Source organism: Streptomyces hyderabadensis, from assembly GCF_020404845.1.
Classification (GTDB): domain Bacteria; phylum Actinomycetota; class Actinomycetes; order Streptomycetales; family Streptomycetaceae; genus Streptomyces; species Streptomyces hyderabadensis.
In genome coordinates this window covers 82,805-100,016 of record NZ_JAIOJZ010000014.1, presented here as the reverse complement: position 1 = coordinate 100,016, position 17,212 = coordinate 82,805, and the positions used below count along the sequence as shown (strand labels likewise).

Below are 17,212 nucleotides of genomic sequence, written 5' to 3'. Positions count from 1 at the left end.
CCGGTCAGCCGAGGGCCGGTGACGGCGCCGGGGTGCGGTGCTCCAGCGGGACGATCGCCGGACCCGCGTCCTGGCCGAGGAAGAAGCGGCGCACCACCCGCTCGGCGGCGTGGCCGTCGTCGTACTGGCAAAAGCGCGTCCGGAAGGCGGCGCGCAGGGCGGCGGCCTCGGGACCGCGCCAGCGGCCGCTGCGGAAGGTGTCGACGAGTTCGTCCTCGGTGGTGGCGACCGCCCCCGGAGTGTCGCCGGGGCGGCCCGAGAGCAGGTCGAAGGTGACGCCGCGGACCTGGGAGTAGATCTCCCAGTCGTCGGCGTAGATGACGATGGGCCGGTCGAGGTTGGCGTAGTCGAAGGTGAGGGACGAGTAGTCGGCGAGGAGCGCGTCCGCCGCCAGGCAGAGGTCCTCGACCGAGGGGTGGCGGGAGACGTCGAGGACGGCGCCCCGTGCGGCGAGGTCGTTCAGCTCCGGGCTCAGCTCGTCGAAGTAGTGGGTGCGGACCAGCAGGACGAAGTCGTCCCCCAGGGCCCTGGCCACCCGGGCCGGGTCGAAGGACGGTGTCCAGGCCGCCCGGTAGTCGCGGTGGGTCGGGGCGTACAGCAGGGCGGTCTTCCCCGGGGCTATGCCGAGCCGGGCGCGGACGGCGGCGACGTCCTCGGCGTTTGCGCCGTAGTAGCGGTCGTTGCGCGGGTAGCCCGCGTCCAGGGACTCGTAGGAGCCGGGGTAGGCGCGCTCCCACTGCCTGGTGGAGTGCTGGTTGGCGGAGACGCTGAGGTCCCAGCGGTCCACGCGTTCGAGGAGGCGGTCGAAGTCCATGCCCCTGGCGGCCGCCGGATAGGCACGCTGGTCCAGACCCATGCGCTTGAGCGGGGTGCCGTGATGGGTCTGGAGGTGGAGCTGCCCGGGGCGCTTGACGATGTGGTCCGGGAAGTTGACGTTGTTGACGAAGTACCGAGCGCGGGCCATCACCTCCCAGTAGCGGCGCGAGTCGCGCACCACGTGGTCGATGCCGTCGGGGACCCGGCCGGCCAGTTCCTTGCGCACCACCCAGACGCCGTGCACCTGCGGGGCGAGTTCCCTGGCCTTCTCGAAGACCGCGAGCGGGTTGCAGGACGGCAGCCGGTCCCAGTACGCGGTGTAGACGGCGAGGTGGGGGTCCGTGGCGCGGCTGCGGTGCAGGGTGTACAGCCCGGCGTAGGCGCGCTTGCCGGCCCGGGTCCTGGCCCTGGCGACCTTGGCCGGCCCCGCCTTCCTGGCGCGCGCGGCGAACTGGGCGGCCTGGTAGGCGCCGTAGAGCCGTTTGGCCACGGTCCGCATGTACACCCCGGTCGGGCCCTCGGGCAGGGTGAAGCCGGCCGGGACGTACCGCGCGTAGAAGTCGGCGATGCGGTCGAAGAACTCCCTGCGGTCGGCGGCCCGCACCCGCTCGGGGCGCTTGAGCGCGAACAGCATGTGGAACACGGCCCGCTCGAACAGCATGGGTGTGGCCCAGGCCAGCTCGGGCCGCTGCGCGAGGAACGCGAACAGGCCCTCGTACTGCTGGAAGATGTCGAAGTGCCTGCGCCCCGGCGTCTTCGTGATCGCGCCCTGGCGGCGCTGGCGGTACTCGACGCCGACCCGGTTCAGACAGCCGATGCGCTCGGCCGTGACCATCGCCATGTGGGTGACGGGCGCGTCCTCGTACAGACCGGGGGCGTACTGGAAGCCCTGTCCGACGAAGAATTCGCGGCGGAACGCCTTGTTCCAGGCCACCAGGAACAGCCGCATGTACTCGGGCCGCTCCTCGAGGCGGAAGACGTCGGTGCCCGCCCGTTCGAACAGGTCCGCGGCCTGGCTGCGGCCGCCCCTGCCCGACCAGTAGGTGCGCACGTGGTCGAAGACCAGGATGTCCAGGTCCCCGACGGCGTCCAGTCGGGCGGCCAGCGCCTCCAGCAGGCCGGGGGTGTAGGAGTCGTCGCTGTCGAGGAAGAGGACGTAGTCGCCCCGCGCGTGCCGGAGCCCCGCGTTGCGCGCCCGCCCGAGACCGACGTTCTCCGGGAGGTGCACGGCCTGGACGCGGGCGTCGCGGGCGGCGTACTCGTCGATGATGGCGCCGCAGGAGTCCGGTGAGCAGTCGTCGACGGCGATCACCTCGAGGTCCCGGTACGACTGGCCGAGCACCGAGTCCAGACATTCGCGCAGGTATCCCTGCACCTTGAACACGGGGACGACGATGCTGAACCGAGGCATGCGCACCACTCCAGGTGAAGCGTGGGTGAACCGTGACCGGACAGGGAGACAAGCGAAGCTTGTGAATCGTTGTACATGGGCTGTGAAGGTCTCGGGAAGTACGGAACCGCCATCCGCCGCGTCCGGGAGCGATGAGTTCGGACGCCCCGCCGGGTCCACCCTGTATGACTCGGATCATCGCGGACATCTCGGTCTCCCTGGACGGCTGTGTCACCGGGCCCGATCCCGGCCCGGGCAACGGCCTGGGCACCGGCGGCGAGGCCCTGCACACCTGGGCGTTCTCGGACGACCCGGAGGAGCGCCGGATCGTGCGGGAGACGACCGCCCGCTCGGGCGCCGTCGTCCTCGGCCGCCGCCTCTTCGACCTGGTCGACGGGCCGGGCGGCTGGGACGACACCGTCGGCTACGGCGCCGCGGAGGTCGGCCGGCCCCCGTTCGTCGTCGTGACGAGTTCGCCCCCGGCCTCGGTGCGGCTCACCGGCCTCGACTGGACCTTCGTCACGACCGGGCTCTCCGACGCCGTGACGGCGGCGCGCGAGCGTGCCGAGGCGGCTTCGGCGGACCGCGGCGGGGACCTCGACGTCGTCCTCATGGGCGGTGGCGCCCTGATCGGCTCGGCGCTCGACGCCGGGCTGGTCGACGTGCTGTCCCTGCACCTGGCGCCCGTCCTGCTGGGCTCCGGCACACCGCTGTTCACCGGCGGGACACCGCACACCCTGTCCCGGCGGAGCGCGCACCCCACCCCGAACGCCACACATCTGCTCTACGACGTCCTCTGACGTACTGCCGGGTCCGGTGCCGGACGTCTTGACGAACGCCCCCGCCGCCGGGCGGTTTCGGAGATCATGAGGCATGCGACCGGACGGCTGGCACCTCACCGAAGACCTCGACGACTTCCTGGCCGGGGCCTGGGACTTCCTGTGCTCGCGCCCCGCCGTGCACACCACGCCCCTGACGGCGGTCCAGAAGCTGCGCACACAGGGCGCAGGGGCCACCGCCTCCGGAGCGGGCGCCACCGGCTTCGGGTGGCTGGTGGAGGACGGCGAGGTCCGCGCCGCCCTCCTGCGCCCGCCGACCGGCCGGCTGACCCTCACCGCCCTCTCCCCCGGGCAGGCCGACTCCCTCGCCACCCATCTGGTCGGTCTCGGCCGGCGCCCCTCGGGCGTGCTCTCCGACGACGCGACCGCCACCGCCTTCGCCGGCGCCTGGCGGCGGCACACCGGCGCCGCCCCCGTGCGCGGTTGGGGCGCCCGTCTGCACCGGCTCGGCACGCTCACCCCGCCGCCGCGTCCGCCGGCGGGCGGGTGCCGGATCGCGGGCGAGCGGGACCACGAGCAACTCGTGCGCTGGTGCCGGGAGTTCGCCGCGGACGTCGGCGAGGTGGTGACCGTCGACGCCGGGACCTGGGCCGGTACGCGCTTCGCCGAGAAGCGCTACACCTTCTGGGAGACCCCGGACGGCACGCCCGTCTCCATGGCGGGCGCGAACCCGCTGGTCGGCGGCCAGGTCCGGATCGACCCCGTTTACACCCCGGCGCCGCGGCGCGGCCACGGCTACGCGGCCGCCGTGACGGTCGAGGTGAGCCGGGCCGCGCTGGCCGCGGGCGCGACGGAGGTCGTGCTGTTCACCGACCCCGCCAACCGCACCAGCAACGCCCTCTACCGGCGCCTCGGATACGTCCCGCTCGCCGACTTCTGCGCCTACGACTTCACCCACGCCGGCCGGCACCCGTAGGCACCCGGCCGGCGTGGGCGGTCACCGCTGCCGCTCCGTTCAGCAGTACGGCTTGGAGTCGGCCGCGAAGTCCTTGAAGGCGGCCTTGGTCTTCGCTCCGGCGATGCCGTCGATCTTGCCCTGGTAGCCGTGGTACTTCTTCAGGTCGCGCTGCAGGGCGCTGACGGTGTTCTTGCCGACGATGCCGTCGATGTCGTCCTTGTAGCCCCAGTGCGTCTTGAGCCAGCGCTGCAGGGACTTCCAGCTCTGCGTGCCGAGTTGCCCGTCCAGGGCGCCCTTGTAGTTCCACTTGGCCTTGATCCAGCACTGCACGTACCTGGCCTGCGTCGTGCTCAGGCCGAGGTTGTTCACCGCCAGCGCAGCGGCGTCCCTGGTGCTCACGGCGGCCGGTGCGGAGCGGGCGGGCTGAGCGGTGGCGGTCGCGGCGCCCGCGAGTCCGCCGGCCGCGACACCGGCGGCGGCGGTGAGGCTCACGAGCGTCCTGGTCATCGTGTTCATTCGCACGGCTTCCCCCTGTGGGTCGTGGTGCCGGATGCCTGACTTGCGCCGTCCGTACCGGGCGGCACCCACGACGATGGGGGCGGGCCGGTGCGTCCCGCCAGCTCTGCCGCCGACCTGGCGGGGGACGGGGACGTCCCGCGCCCGGCCTGCGGGTTCGCCGGACCGGATGTCGACACCGCGGGACGCCGTGGGACGCCCGGGACGCCGTACCGGGCCGCCCGTGAACCGGGCCGTCCCGTCGGGCCATTGACGACGGTGGGCGGTACCCCTACGGTGCCCTCACCGCGCGACCCGCGATCGGTCCCGAGGGCACCCGAGGGGATGGTGGCAGGGCGATGAAGGCAGTGGTCCAGGAGCGGTTCGGCCCCCCGGACAGTCTGCGGCTGCGGGACGTCGACGAGCCTTCCGCCGGGGCCGGGCAGGTACTGGTGCGGGTGCACGCCGCCGCGGTGAACCCCTACGACTGGCACATGCTGCGCGGAGACCCGTACGCGGCACGGCTGTTGGGGGGCATGGGGCTGACCCGGCCCAAGTCCCGGGTGGCCGGCATCGACGCGGCGGGGGTGGTGGAGCGGGTCGGTGCGGGCGTGCGGGGGCTCTCCCCCGGCGATCGGGTCCTGGGCTTCTGCCCGGGTGCCTTCGCCGAGTTCGCCTGCACCGTGGCACCGTTGCTGGTGCCCGTGCCCGCGGACCTGACCTTCGAGCAGGCCGCGGCACTGCCGATGGCCGCGGTGACCGCGCTGCGCGGCATCCGGACCGTCGGGCGCGTGCGGTCCGGGCAGCGGGTGCTGGTCAACGGGGCGGGCGGCGGGGTGGGCACCTTCGCGGTGCAGATCGCCGCGGTCCTGGACGCGGAGGTCACCGGGGTGTGCAGCGCCGGGAACACCGACCTGGTGCGTTCGCTGGGCGCGGCCCACGTCCTGGACTACGCCCGCGAGGACTTCACCCGCCAACGCGAGCGCTACGACGTGATCCTGGACAACGTGGGCAACCACCCGCTGGGCCGGCTGCGCCGGGCGCTGGCCCCGGCGGGTGTCCTGGTGGCCAACGGGGGCGGCTCCCCCGGCCGGGTGTTCGGGGCGATCGGCGCCATGCTGGAACTGGCGGCGGTCAACGCGGTCACCCGGCAGCGGCTGCGTCCGATCATGCCCGCGACGCCGGACGGACCGGCCCGCGAGGACCTGCTCGCCGTCACCTCGCTCGTCGAGGCCGGACAGCTCACTCCCGTGGTCGGCCGGACCTTCGCCCTGGCCGGCACGGCGGAGGCGGTGCGGCACGTCGAGGAGGGCCACGCCTGCGGCAAGACCGTGATCACCGTGTCGTGAGCCTCCCGCGCGGGCGGCCGCCCACCCGTGTGGTCAGTGAAAGCCCGTGCGCGGGGCCGTGACCTCGACGGTGTCCCGCACCAGGGCCAGCGCCGCGCCCACCGGGCTCGACCGTCCGCCGCTCACGGTCACGTCGCCCGCGTCCGGACAGCCGAAGACCACGGCCTTCTCCGGCCCGGTCAGGGCGTGCAGCGGGTCCCCCGGCGCCGTCTCCTCCAGCCGTACCCGCACGACGCCGGGCTCGGCCACCGACGCGGCGGCGACCGCCCGCAGCCGACGGGCCCTGGACGCCGCGTCCAGGGCCCGGCCGCGGGTGCTCCCGTCGACCGGCTGCGCCCGCACCCGCACCTCGGCCGGGTCCCAGCCCCAGGCCAGCGCGGCCAGCAGGCGCACCTTGGTGGCGGCGTCCGCGCCCGACAGGTCCGCCGAAGGGTCCGCCTCGGCGATGCCCCTGAGCCGTGCGGCCCGGATCGCGTCGCTGAGCGTGTCGCCGTCGGCGAGGCGGTCGAGTACGAAGGTGACGGTGCCGTTGGGGCAGGCGCGGATGGTGCGGCAGTCCAGGCCGCGCAGGGAGGTCCGCGACAGGTCGCCCGCCGGGAGGGCCGCCCCGGTGGCCCCGGAGATCCTGATCATGCTGCCGCCCGCCCGGGCGGCGGCGTCGAGTTCCCGCCAGTGCGTGAGCAGGTGGCTCTTGGTGGCCGTCACCACGTGGACGCCCCGGCGCAGTGCGGTCACCGCCTCCTGCGCGGCGCGCTCGCGCAGTTCCGGCGAGGACGGGACGGCCTGCACGAACACCTGCGCGCCGGTGCGGTCCAAGGTCTCGTCCAGGGGCCGTGCGGGGCCCCATTCCGAGCGCGGCGGCGGCGCCCCGTCCGCGTCCGGCAGGCACTGGGCCGCGCTCGCACGGACGGCGGCCACCCGCGGCCGTACGCCGTGACGCCGTGCGAGCGCCGCACCGTCCCGGGCCAGCCGCTCGGCGTAGGCCTGCCCGACCGGGCCGTACCCGGCGAGGACCACGTCGGTCGGTGTCGCGTCCGTCGCGTCCGTCGCTCGTGTCGCTTCACTCATGGGTCCGGGATCTTCTCACACCACCGGCCGTGCGCGGGCCGTCAGCGGGGCGTCCGTACCAGGTCGCCGGCCGTCGTGGGGAGGTGGTGTCGACTACCGCGGTCCGCGGCCGGGTCCGCCCGCTCCCCCGTGGAACGCAGGCCCGCCGGGAAGCCGCCGTACGTCGGGCTCACCACGCGAGTTCCGCCAGGTGGGAGGCGACCCGGGCGCGGTCCCAGGCGCCGTCGGCGACGACCACGCGGTAGGCGCGGGAGAGGGTTTCGCCGGGCGGCAGGACCAGTTCCTCGTGGAACGCCCAGGACGGTGCGACCGCGGCGAAGGGGTCGCTGCGCACGAACCAGTGCGCCGGGTGGGCGCCCTTCTCGCCCAAGTGGTCGTTGCCGGGGGCGTGTTCGAAGACGAGGGTGGCGTGGCCGTCGCGTCCGTCGTGCTCGCCGACGTAGGCCAGCCAGGGGGCTTGCGAGCCCATCAGGCCGGCCTCGCAGGACTCGCCGGAACCGGCGGCCCTGGCCGCTCCGGCCGACTCCGGCGGCTGCGGTGACTCCGCGGTGAAGACGCGGCCGCCGCGGAAGGCGCGGGGGCCGCGCCAGAACAGTCCGGTGTATCCGGCGGCGGGGCGTCCGTGGGTGGTGGGGCTGCCGAACCTCAGGGGTTCGGCGCGCCGGTTGGTGACCGCCGACGTCCAGGTGAGCGTCCAGCTGCCGGTGTCCGGGTCGACGTCGCGGACCTCGATGCGGCGCTCCTCCTCGGCCCACAGCTCGCCGCCGTGCGGGTGCCAGGTCAGCCGCTCGGCGACGACGGCGCGGTCCCCGTCCGCGCCGACCTCCTCGAAGGCCACGTGGGCCATCGAGCCGACCCGTTCCGGCAGCGCGAGGTAACCCTCGCCGTGCACATAGGTGTTGCCGCCCCACAGGTTCTGTCCGGACAGGTGGGAGGCGGTCAGCTGGAGCCCCTTGTGCCAGCGGTGGTCGTTGGGCCGGTAGTCCGTGACCACTGCGCCCGACAGGGTCCTGATCGGGTGGAGGTACGGCTTGGGCGCCTCCCAGTCGGCCTCGGGGCGGTACACGTAGGAGAGCAGCTCGGTTCCGGCCGTCCCGTGGGCCACGGTGATGCGGTCTCCGTGGACGTGGGTCAGTGAGAGCGTCATGCGTGGTCCTCTTCCTCGCAGCGGGCGGCCGGCGCCCAACCCCGGGCGTGGGAGCGACCGTTGCGGATCCGGCTCAGCAACCGCTTGCTATCGCGGTGTTCCCACGTTCTAACCGGCGGGCGTCCGCAAGGTCAACACTCCGCCGCGACGTGCGGGCCGAGGCCACCCTGCTCGCCTGAGGTACGACGGGCAACGGCGGGGGCAAGGACGACTGCCCCCGCTGGGGGCGACCGCGCTCGGCCGGGCACTGAAATCCATGATCATCGCCCCTAGGCTCGTCATCATGGACATCCCGAGACGCCTCATCGAACTCCAGCGAGCCGTCGAGGCGGCTGACAACCGCTACCGCAACAACGCAGGCCAGAACGCCACGGTCGCCCTGGCGGTCTGGTCGGACGCCACGGCCGCCCTGGTCCGGGCCGTCACCGAATACGCCGAGGAGCAGGGCGTGCCGCGCCGTGAGGTGGAACGGGCCGTGGAGCGGGCGATCCGGCCACCCGCCCCGATGGACTGAGCCCCTCCCACGCCCCTTCCGCACCCCTTCCACGGCCCTCCCGCGCCCCTCCGTCCGCCCGACACCGCTCACCGTCCCGAACGGGAGCCGCCCGGGTCAGACGTCCTGGGCCGCCGGGAAGTCGGACCACCCCGGCGGACGGGGCCGGACCAGGTCCGAGGCGGGGGCCGGCGGCTCGGCCCCCGCGTGGTTGAAGGCGGCAAGGGCCTCCACGAGCGCCACCCTCTGGGCCGGGGTGAGCATTTCGACGATCCCGGCGATCTCGGAGCGCCGGCGGGCCGTGACGTGCTCGACCGTGCGGCGCCCTTCCTCCGTGAGCTGCAGCAGCGTCTCCCGCCGGTTGCGGGGGTTGAGCTGCCGGACGGCCAGGCCCGCCGCGATCAGCCGGTCGACCATCCGCATCGCCGTGCTCGGCGCCACCTGCAACTGCTCGGCGAGCGTGACCAGTTTGGTGGTCCCCCGGGTGAGCACCACCAGCATGCGGAACTGCGGCAGCGTCACCCGCTCCTCGACCTCGGCGAGCGAGCGCGCGGACACCGCGACCAGCAGCCGCGACGCGGTCAGCACCTCCCGGGTGACGGCGTCCACGTCGTCCGTGGTCTGAACGGGGCTCTCGTGCTCGGTCATGACTCCTTTCTACCGTGCCGGGGCGCCGGGGCCTTCGGCCAACCTTTAGTCTGTGCAAAACTTCAAAGGTCCACTATCCGGCGGACCACTGTCCGGCGGACCGGGCGGATCCCGACTTGCCGACGCCGGAGCCGACGTCGTACCACCACCGGGAGGTGACCATGCAGGACGAGGACAAGGGGACCGGCCGCCCTCCCCTGCCCGCGGGCTGGCGCCGCAGGATCGCCCGTGCGCCCATCCTCCTGTTCCGCGTCGGCCTCGGTCCGCTCTTCGGCCGCCGGGTGCTGCTGCTGCACCACACGGGACGGGTCTCGGGGCTGGACCGCCGGGTCGCCCTGGAGGTGGTGGCCTACGAACCGGACGCCCCCGCCTGGACAGTCGCGTCCGGCTTCGGCCCGCGGGCCGACTGGTACCGCAACCTGCGCGAGCAGCCCAAGACGGTCCTGCAGTTCGGGAACCGGCACCACGCGGTCACCGCCCGCTTCCTCGCCCCGGAGGAGGGTGCCGCGCTCATGGAGGAGTACGGGGCACGACACCCGCGCACCGCACGCCGGCTGTGCGCGTTCATGCGCCTGCCCGCCGACGGCAGCGCGACGGCGTTGCGCCGGGCCGGGCGCGCGATCCCCTTCGTACGCCTCGAATCCGACGCACCCCCGCGGGACCGGGCCGGCCGCACCGGCCGCGGCGACTCGCGCCCGGCGTCACCCGGCCGGGACACCTGAGGGATCGCGCCAGCCTTCGCGGGAAGGCCGGCCGCCCTCCCCGACGCCCTCGTCAGCCGAGCCGCACGTGGTCCGCGGAGCGGCTGGGCACGGCGTCGAGCGCGGCGATGTCGGCGCCGTCCAGGGCGATCCGTCCGACGGCGATGTTCGCCTCCAGATGGCCGGGGTCGGCCGTGCCGGGGATGAGCAGCACGTTCGCGGCGTGGTGCAGCAGCCAGGCGAGCCCCACCTGGGCCGGGGTGGCGCCGAGCGCCCGTGCCGCGGAGTGGACGGCGCTCTCGTCGGCGACCTTGGGCATGCCCGGGAAGGCGCCCCCGAGCGGGAAGTAGGGCACCCAGGCGATGCCCTCGTCGGTGCACAGCCGGAGCATGTCCTCGTCCGTGCGGCTGACCAGGCTGTAGGAGTTCTGTACGCAGGCGAGGCCCACCGGAAGGGCGCGGCGCAGTGTGTCCAGGGTGACGGCGCTGAGCCCGATGGCGCCGATCTTGCCCTCGTCCCGCAGCTCCGTCAGCACGGCGAGCTGGTCGTCGAGGTCGACCAGCTGATCGCCCTCGGCCCGGAGTCCGGGGCCGGCGTCGGCGCGGCGCAGATTGACGACCGCGAGGCGGTCGGTGCCCAGGCTGCGGAGATTGTCCTCGACGTCGGCCCGCAGCTCCTCCGGCCGCTGCGCGAGCCGCAGGGGCAGGGGACCGCCGGAGTCGGGGGTCGCGCCGACCTTGGTCACGACCACGGCGTCGTCCGCGGCGCCCAGGGCCTCGCGGAGGACCTCGTTGACGAAGCCGTCGCCGTAGAACTGGGCGGTGTCGAAGTGGTCGACGCCGAGTTCCACCGCGCGGCGCACGAGTGCGACGGCGGCGCCGCGGTCGGTGCGCAGACGTTCGAGCTGCATCGCGCCGTACCCGATCCGGGAGACCGTGCGGCCCGCGAGTGTGCCCGCACCGCCGGGGCGGGGAGCGCCCTCGGCCGTGGGAGAAGGAGAGGTGCCGTGTGACGTCATGGGAAGTCCGCCCTCATGAGAAGATGGCAAAAACGGAGGAGCCTCCGTCAAACCGACTGTAGCACTACCGGAGGGTCCTCCGCTTTGTCTCCCGACCAGGAACCGACTTCCGACCAGGAACCGACGCCCGCCGCCGACCGGCCCCGGCAGCCGGCGGGTGCGGGCCGCCCGCTGCGCGCACACGCGCGGCGCAACCGCGAGAACCTCGTCGCCGCCGCACGCGCCGCCTTCACCGCCGCGGACGACACCGTCCCGCTGGAAGGCATCGCCCGCGACGCGGGGGTCGGCATCGGCACGCTCTACCGCCACTTCCCCACCCGGGAGGCGCTGGTCGAGGCCGTCTACGCCGCCGAACTGGACAACGTCACCGACAGCGCCCCGGCCCTGCTGGACAAGCTGCCGCCGGAACAGGCCCTGCGCGCCTGGATGGAGCGCTACGCCGCGTTCGTCGCGACGAAACGCGCCATGCTCAACACCCTGCACAGCGGCTGGGCCTCGGGACGCCTCACGACCGCCGCCACCCGGGAACGCATCACGGCCGCGATCGGCGCCCTCCTCGCGGAAGGCGTGCGGGCGGGCTCCCTGCGCGCGGACGTCGAAGCCGACGACGTGACCGCGATGCTCCTCGGTGTGTTCCTCTCGACGGCGGCCGACGACGAGCCGGAGCGGACGGGCCGCCTGCTCGATCTCGTCGTCGACGCCCTGCGCCCGCACGGGCACTCCTGAGACGGCAGGGGGCCCGGCGGGGCCCCGGGGTCACCGCCGGGCCGAGGCCGCCAGCATCGGCAGCGAGACGATGTCGGCGAGGGCCTGCTGTCCGGCGATGTTGGCGTGGACGCCGTCGCCCGTGTCGTAGGACGGGTTGATGCTGTTCGGCCGTACCGGGTCCGCCAGCACCCGGTCGAAGGGCAGCACGCCGTCGCAGGTGCCCGCGCAGTCGTTCCACTTGGACACGAACATCCCCACGGTGTGCCGGTCGCGGTTGTGCTGGTCGGTGTAGCCCGGCCGCGGGGTGATGGGCGTGACGTACACCTTGATGCCCGCGGCGCGCAGCCGGGCGAAGACCTCGTGGTAGCTCGCCAGGATCTGCGCGGCGTCGCATCCGGCCGGGAGGTCGTTGGTCCCGTAGTAGTACAGGACGCCCGTGACCCCGTGCAGCGCCAGCACGTCGCGTTCCAGCCGGGCCGCCGCGTCCAGGCCGCGGACCGGCGCGCCGATGCCCGGGCAGGTCGCGGCGCTGGTGGTGCCCCCGATGCCCGCGTTGGCCACGGCGAACTGCCGGGTGGCGGGCAGCTCCGAGGTGATCCGCCGGGCCAGGTCGTCCGCCCAGCGCAGGTTGGCGCCCGGGCGGCTGCAGTTGGGTCCGCAGTTCGTCGAGCCGGTGCCGTCGACGACCGAACTGCCGTAGGCGACGAGGCTGCCCCGCAGCCGCGGGTTGCGCACGTCGACGGCGCTGACCAGGTAGGTGGAGCCGGTGGTCTCGGTGAACGCCGTGCCGGACGCGTCGGCGGTGTGGTCGCCGGCGCCGGACGGGGTCAGGTAGTTGGTGCGGAAGGCGCTCTCGTGGCGGCCGGGCAGCACCGTGCCGGTGACCGAGAGCGACACCGCCACGTCGTCCTGGGCGGCGGTCCTGAGCGCCGCGGGGTCGCTCCACACCTCGCCGCCCGCCGGTACGACGACCCGGCGCCGGCCGTCGAAGGTGACCGGGCGCGGTCGGCCGGTGGTCGCGGCGTCCTCGCCGCTGCTGGGGGCCACCGTCGCGGCGTCCACTGTGAGGGGGGTCCGCCCGAAGGTGTTCTGCACGCGGATGCGCAGCGCGTCGCCTCCCTGGCTCAGGTGGGTGATCATGCGGACCGACTGGTCGCGCAGCGGGGTGGGGGCGAGGCCCTGCTGGGAGGCGGCCCAGGAGGTGAACCAGGCGTGCGGCTTCGGGGGCCGCCGCGAGGCCGCGTCGGCGGGGGCGGTCGCGGCCGAGGCGGCGAGGACCGTCGACGCCAGGGCGAGGGCCAGTACGGCCGCCACGCCTCTGGCGCGGGGAACCCGTGCGGGGTCGAGTACTCGGAGGACTCGGGCAAGGAGACCGCGCATACGTGCCTGCCTTCCGACATGTCTGGACGGGACGTCGGCCGCGGCGGGGCGACGGTGTCCTGTGCTCGTGGGGCGCGTTCCGCCCGCGGGCCGTGTCGTGCCCCGGTCTTCCGTCCTCGCCCTCCGCCGCTCCGGTGCCCCGCATGGTAGGCACGATCACCGTCGCCGCGGAACCACGCGGGCCCCGGCCGGCCCGCCCCGCTCCGGCGTCACACCCGTCTCCCGTACTCGTCGCTCAACGGGCCGCCGGGCGGCCGCTCCTGACCCGGAGTCCGCCACAACGCCCGTGAAGCGGGGGGAAATCGGCGGCGGCCCGGCGGTGACCGCACCGTGTCGCCGTTGCGACATGTCCCACCTGTGCCACTCGAATCGCATGACACCCCGTGTCCGGCCAGCTCATCCTGACGAACGCACGAACGTGCATCGAACGCATGGGAAGGCAGCGTACTGATGAGACGGATCCGCCTGTTGGCGGCGATATCGGCCGGGCTGGCGCTGGCCGCCGGCGCCGTGGCCCCCGTACCCGCGCTGGCGGGCACACCGCGTCAGGACACCGTCGCGACCGCGGCGGACCGCGGCGCCGCGACGGTCAAGCTGATCACCGGTGACAGTGTGACCGTCACCCGGGCCGGGGACGGCCGCCAGGCGGCGTCGGTCACGCCGGGTCCGGGGCGCAAGGGAGTCCTGTTCCGGACCTTCGAGCAGGACGGCCATGTGACGGTCCTTCCGTCCGACGCCGACGCCCTGGTGGCCGCCGGGCGCCTGGACCGGGACCTGTTCGACGTGACGGCGCTCCTCGCGCAGCGGTACGACACCGCGCACACCGACGCGCTGCCGCTCATCGTGGAGCGGACCGGGGGTGTGGCGGCCTCCTCCGTGAACTTGCTGACCGACCTGGCGCGGGACGGGTCGGTCCGCGAACTGGAGAGCATCGACGCGCGTGCCGTGCGGGTCGACGACGCGGACCTCGGCCGGTTCTGGAAGCGGCTCGTCCCGGCCGGCGGGCAGCGCGCGAAGGCCGCGGCCACCGCTCCGCGCGTATGGCTGGACGGCCGGGTGGGCGCGTCCCTGGACCGCAGTACGGCCCAGATCGGTGCCCCGGACGTGTGGTCGGCCGGCTACCGGGGCGACGGCGTCAAGGTCGCCGTCCTGGACACCGGAGCCGACCAGAGCCATCCCGACCTCGCCGGCCGGGTCGCGGCGGCCAGGGACTTCTCCGGCAGCACCGGCACCGGTGACGTCTTCGGGCACGGCACGCACGTCGCCTCCATCGTCGGCGGCAGCGGTGCCGCCTCCGGCGGGAGCCGCCGGGGAGTCGCGCCCGCCGCGCAGTTGCTGATCGGCAAGGTGCTCGGCGACGACGGCTTCGGCAGCGAGTCGCAGGTGATCGCGGGCATGGAGTGGGCGGCGGACCAGGGCGCCGACGTCGTCAACATGAGCCTCGGCTCCTCGGGCGCCACCGACGGCACCGACCCCATGAGCCAGGCGCTCGACGACCTCAGCCGGAGCACCGGCACCCTGTTCGTCGTCGCGGCCGGCAACGAGGGCGAGCAGGGCCCCCGCACCGTCGGCTCACCCGGCGCCGCGGACGCCGCGCTCACCGTCGGCGCCGTGGACCGGGACGACTCGCTCGCCCCGTTCTCCAGCCGCGGCCCGCGCCTGGGCGACGACGCGGTGAAGCCGGACGTCACGGCACCCGGCGTCGGCATCGTGGCGGCGCGCGCCGCCGGGTCGGCCATGGGCGACCCGGTCGACGAGCACTACACCGCCGCGTCGGGCACCTCGATGGCGACCCCGCACGTGGCGGGCGCGGCCGCACTGCTCGCCCAGCGCCATCCCGACTGGTCCGGCGCGCAGTTGAAGGACGCGCTGATCAGCACCGCGGTCACGGTGGACGGCCAGAAGGTCACCGAACAGGGCGGCGGGCGGATCGACGTGCGCGCCGCGTCACTGGGCGCGGTGACCGCCACCGGCACGCTCGTCATGGGCCCGTTCACATCGCAGGACACCACCCCCGTGACCTCACGCGTGAAGTACACCAACTCCTCCGACGAGGACGTCACGCTCTCGCTCGCGGTCGAGCTGGCCACGGAAGGGGGCAAGGCGCCCGCCGAGGGGTCGGCGCGGCTCGGTTCCGACTCCGTACGCGTGCCCGCCGGTGCCTCCGCCGAGGTGCCGCTGACCGTCGACCCCGCCCGCGCCGGGCAGGGCAAGTTCTACGGCTACGTCACCGCGAGGACCGCCGACGGCTCGGTGGCCGCGCACACCACACTGAGCCTCGTGGTGCACGGACCCACGCACCGGATCACCGTGAAGACGCTCGACAAGGACGGCGATCAGGTCCAGGACCTGCCCACCATCTGGGGCGCGGAGGGCTTCGTCGGCTACACCGATCCCGCCGCCGCCGTCGCCGAGGTCGAGGAGGGCGTCTACCAGCTCAACACCAGCTGGACCACGTCGGCCGAGGACGGCCAGGAGCTGCGCCACGTGGTGCTGCCGGAGGTGAAGGTCACCAAGGACATGACCGTCACCCTGGACGCGCGCAAGACGGTTCCGGTGGAGATCCGCACGCCCCGGCCCGCGGAGCAGCGCGGGATCCTGAGCTACCAGACCTACCGGGAGATCGGGGGCCGCAGCCTGACGCAGGGCACGATGTACTTCGACATCGCCGAACGGCTGTACATCAGTCCGACGGCGAAGGTCACCGAGGGCACCTTCGAGTTCGCCTCCCGCTGGCAGCTCGTCGCCCCGCTCATCGAGGCGAAGGTGTCCCGCACGCGGTTCGACCTGGGCGCCTACTACATGCCCGCGTCGCCGCTGTTCCCCGAGCACGGCGCGAGACTGACCGCGGTCGACGCCGGTGACGCGGCCGACCCCGACTTCGGTTCCGCCCGCGGGAAGGTCGCGGTGGTGGACAACCCGACGGGAGCCGGTGAGCGCGCCCTCGTCGAACGGGCCGCCGCGGCCGGGGCCCGCGCGGTGATCCTCGTCCACTTCGACGACAACGGCTGGACCCGCTGGCGGCCCACCGGCGAGCGCAACGCCCTGCCCACACTGCGGATCGGCAAGGGCACGGGCGCCGAACTGCGCGCGCGCATCACCCGCGGCTCGACCGAGGTGACGTTCTCCGGCACCGCCCGCAGCCCGTACCTGTACGACGTGATGCAGGTGTCCGAGCAGCAGGTGCCCGAGAGGGTCGTGCACACGGTTTCCGCGCGCAACAGCGCGGTCGTCCGCACCACGTACGCCGACAACGGTGTCACCGGGTGGGCGAGCGAGCAGCGCTTCGGCTGGCGGCCGTACCAGGACACGGCCTGGCTGCAGTACACCCGGTTCGTGCCGCTCGGGTTCGAGCGCACCGAGTACGTGAGCGCGGGCGGCACCACCTGGCAGCACCTGGTGCACCACACCACGACCTTCGACGTGGACCAGCCGCTGGTCGCCGGGATGCGGGACGATCCGCGCGGCTACCGGGCCGGTGAGCAGCCCCGGGAGACCTGGCAGGGCGCGGTCGTCCGGCCGTCGATTCCGGCCGGCACCACGACGCCGACCGTACGGGACGGCAACGTACTGCGGCTGCGGGTCCCGGAGTTCACGGACTCGCAGGCCGGACACTGGTCGCCGATCTCCGGCGGTGACGCCGCGAGCGCCGTGCTGTACCGGGACGGCGAGCGGGTCGACGGGGTCGCGAGCGCCTGGCAGAACGTGGCCGTGCCGGCCGAACGGGCCCGCTACCGGCTGGACATGGAGACCTCGCGCGACTCGGAGGCCTGGACGAGGGGCGTGGCCACCAGTACGTCCTGGTCCTTCGAGTCCGGCCGCACGGACGCCGCCACCCCGCTGTCGCTGCTCCAACTGGACTACGACGTACCGGTCGACGTGCGCAACTCGGTGCGCGGCACCCGTTCGCACCGCATCGACGTACGGGTCCGCGCCCAGGAGGGGCTGCCCGTCCCGCGGGGCGTGAGCGTGCGGGTCGAGGCGTCCTACGACGACGGACGCACCTGGTCGACGGCGCGCACCCACGCGCACGGCCGCAACGCCTTCCGGGCCACGCTCACCCCGCCGGCCCGCCAGGGGTCGTGGGTCACGCTCCGTGTCACGGCACGCGACTCGGCGGGCGACTCGGTGCGGCAGACGGTGCAACGCGCCTACGCGGTACGCCGGTAGCGGTCCGTCCGGACCTGGGTGTACGAACCGGGCTGTACGGCGCGGGGTGTACGGCGTGCGACGCCGTGCACCCCCGCCGCGCCCTCCCCACC

14 protein-coding genes are annotated in these 17,212 nt (G+C 74.1%); 7 read left to right on the top strand and 7 right to left on the bottom strand.

The features are described 5' to 3' along the window. Nucleotides 1-4 precede the first annotated feature (4 nt). Entirely contained in the window at nt 5-2,227 is a 2,223-nt protein-coding gene (locus K7854_RS13555; protein WP_226026711.1) for a bifunctional glycosyltransferase/CDP-glycerol:glycerophosphate glycerophosphotransferase, read from the bottom strand. Nucleotides 2,228-2,391: 164 nt separating this feature from the next. Between K7854_RS13555 and K7854_RS13550 the strand changes: the two genes are divergently transcribed. Next, nucleotides 2,392-3,006, top strand: coding sequence for a dihydrofolate reductase family protein (locus K7854_RS13550; RefSeq protein ID WP_226026710.1), 615 nt, complete (start codon nt 2,392-2,394; stop codon nt 3,004-3,006). 73 nt (nt 3,007-3,079) lie between these two features. Next, nucleotides 3,080-3,961, top strand: a complete 882-nt coding sequence (locus K7854_RS13545; RefSeq protein WP_226026709.1) for a GNAT family N-acetyltransferase — start codon at nt 3,080-3,082, stop codon at nt 3,959-3,961. 39 nt (nt 3,962-4,000) lie between these two features. On the opposite strand, the gene K7854_RS13540 is transcribed toward K7854_RS13545, so the two are convergent. Beyond that, entirely contained in the window at nt 4,001-4,459 is a 459-nt protein-coding gene (locus K7854_RS13540; RefSeq protein WP_226026708.1) for a peptidoglycan-binding domain-containing protein, read from the bottom strand. A 338-nt stretch (nt 4,460-4,797) separates the two neighbouring features. Between K7854_RS13540 and K7854_RS13535 the strand changes: the two genes are divergently transcribed. Then, nucleotides 4,798-5,787, top strand: a complete 990-nt coding sequence (locus K7854_RS13535) for an NAD(P)-dependent alcohol dehydrogenase (protein WP_226026707.1) — start codon at nt 4,798-4,800, stop codon at nt 5,785-5,787. A 33-nt stretch (nt 5,788-5,820) separates the two neighbouring features. Here the strand turns inward: K7854_RS13535 and K7854_RS13530 are convergent, their stop codons facing one another. After that, nucleotides 5,821-6,855, bottom strand: a complete 1,035-nt coding sequence (locus tag K7854_RS13530; protein WP_226026706.1) for a homoserine dehydrogenase — start codon at nt 6,853-6,855, stop codon at nt 5,821-5,823. A 169-nt stretch (nt 6,856-7,024) separates the two neighbouring features. Beyond that, on the bottom strand, nt 7,025-8,002 hold the full coding sequence (locus K7854_RS13525; RefSeq protein ID WP_226026705.1) for a DUF6807 domain-containing protein: 978 nt from the start codon (nt 8,000-8,002) through the stop codon (nt 7,025-7,027). 283 nt (nt 8,003-8,285) lie between these two features. Here K7854_RS13525 and K7854_RS13520 point away from each other — a divergent pair, with 283 nt between their 5' ends. Next, a complete protein-coding gene (locus K7854_RS13520) occupies nt 8,286-8,516 on the top strand; it encodes a hypothetical protein (protein ID WP_226026704.1) in 231 nt (76 codons plus the stop codon). A gap of 96 nt (nt 8,517-8,612) precedes the next feature. Here K7854_RS13520 and K7854_RS13515 read toward each other — a convergent pair whose 3' ends face one another. Beyond that, on the bottom strand, nt 8,613-9,143 hold the full coding sequence (locus K7854_RS13515) for a MarR family winged helix-turn-helix transcriptional regulator (RefSeq protein WP_226026703.1): 531 nt from the start codon (nt 9,141-9,143) through the stop codon (nt 8,613-8,615). A gap of 161 nt (nt 9,144-9,304) precedes the next feature. Between K7854_RS13515 and K7854_RS13510 the strand changes: the two genes are divergently transcribed. Next, nucleotides 9,305-9,865 carry a nitroreductase family deazaflavin-dependent oxidoreductase gene (locus K7854_RS13510; RefSeq protein WP_226026702.1) on the top strand — a complete coding sequence of 187 codons (561 nt, stop codon included), beginning with the start codon at nt 9,305-9,307 and terminating at the stop codon, nt 9,863-9,865. Nucleotides 9,866-9,917: 52 nt separating this feature from the next. Here the strand turns inward: K7854_RS13510 and K7854_RS13505 are convergent, their stop codons facing one another. After that, nucleotides 9,918-10,862 carry an aldo/keto reductase gene (locus tag K7854_RS13505; RefSeq protein ID WP_226026701.1) on the bottom strand — a complete coding sequence of 315 codons (945 nt, stop codon included), beginning with the start codon at nt 10,860-10,862 and terminating at the stop codon, nt 9,918-9,920. Nucleotides 10,863-10,946: 84 nt separating this feature from the next. Between K7854_RS13505 and K7854_RS13500 the strand changes: the two genes are divergently transcribed. Continuing rightward, nucleotides 10,947-11,588 carry a TetR/AcrR family transcriptional regulator gene (locus tag K7854_RS13500; RefSeq protein ID WP_226026700.1) on the top strand — a complete coding sequence of 214 codons (642 nt, stop codon included), beginning with the start codon at nt 10,947-10,949 and terminating at the stop codon, nt 11,586-11,588. A gap of 30 nt (nt 11,589-11,618) precedes the next feature. Here the strand turns inward: K7854_RS13500 and K7854_RS13495 are convergent, their stop codons facing one another. Beyond that, a complete protein-coding gene (locus K7854_RS13495) occupies nt 11,619-12,884 on the bottom strand; it encodes an SGNH/GDSL hydrolase family protein (protein WP_226026699.1) in 1,266 nt (421 codons plus the stop codon). A 516-nt stretch (nt 12,885-13,400) separates the two neighbouring features. On the opposite strand from K7854_RS13495, the gene K7854_RS13490 reads away from it, so the two are divergent. Beyond that, a complete protein-coding gene (locus K7854_RS13490; RefSeq protein ID WP_226026698.1) occupies nt 13,401-17,120 on the top strand; it encodes a S8 family serine peptidase in 3,720 nt (1,239 codons plus the stop codon). The last annotated feature ends 92 nt before the right edge of the window (nt 17,121-17,212 follow it).

Coding starts and splice junctions, on each gene's coding strand:
- K7854_RS13555 (WP_226026711.1), bottom strand. CDS start 2,227: ATGCCTCGGTTCAGCATCGTCGTCCCCGTGTTCAAGGTGCAGGGATAC.
- K7854_RS13550 (WP_226026710.1), top strand. CDS start 2,392: ATGACTCGGATCATCGCGGACATCTCGGTCTCCCTGGACGGCTGTGTC.
- K7854_RS13545 (WP_226026709.1), top strand. CDS start 3,080: ATGCGACCGGACGGCTGGCACCTCACCGAAGACCTCGACGACTTCCTG.
- K7854_RS13540 (WP_226026708.1), bottom strand. CDS start 4,459: ATGAACACGATGACCAGGACGCTCGTGAGCCTCACCGCCGCCGCCGGT.
- K7854_RS13535 (WP_226026707.1), top strand. CDS start 4,798: ATGAAGGCAGTGGTCCAGGAGCGGTTCGGCCCCCCGGACAGTCTGCGG.
- K7854_RS13530 (WP_226026706.1), bottom strand. CDS start 6,855: ATGAGTGAAGCGACACGAGCGACGGACGCGACGGACGCGACACCGACC.
- K7854_RS13525 (WP_226026705.1), bottom strand. CDS start 8,002: ATGACGCTCTCACTGACCCACGTCCACGGAGACCGCATCACCGTGGCC.
- K7854_RS13520 (WP_226026704.1), top strand. CDS start 8,286: ATGGACATCCCGAGACGCCTCATCGAACTCCAGCGAGCCGTCGAGGCG.
- K7854_RS13515 (WP_226026703.1), bottom strand. CDS start 9,143: ATGACCGAGCACGAGAGCCCCGTTCAGACCACGGACGACGTGGACGCC.
- K7854_RS13510 (WP_226026702.1), top strand. CDS start 9,305: ATGCAGGACGAGGACAAGGGGACCGGCCGCCCTCCCCTGCCCGCGGGC.
- K7854_RS13505 (WP_226026701.1), bottom strand. CDS start 10,862: ATGACGTCACACGGCACCTCTCCTTCTCCCACGGCCGAGGGCGCTCCC.
- K7854_RS13490 (WP_226026698.1), top strand. CDS start 13,401: ATGAGACGGATCCGCCTGTTGGCGGCGATATCGGCCGGGCTGGCGCTG.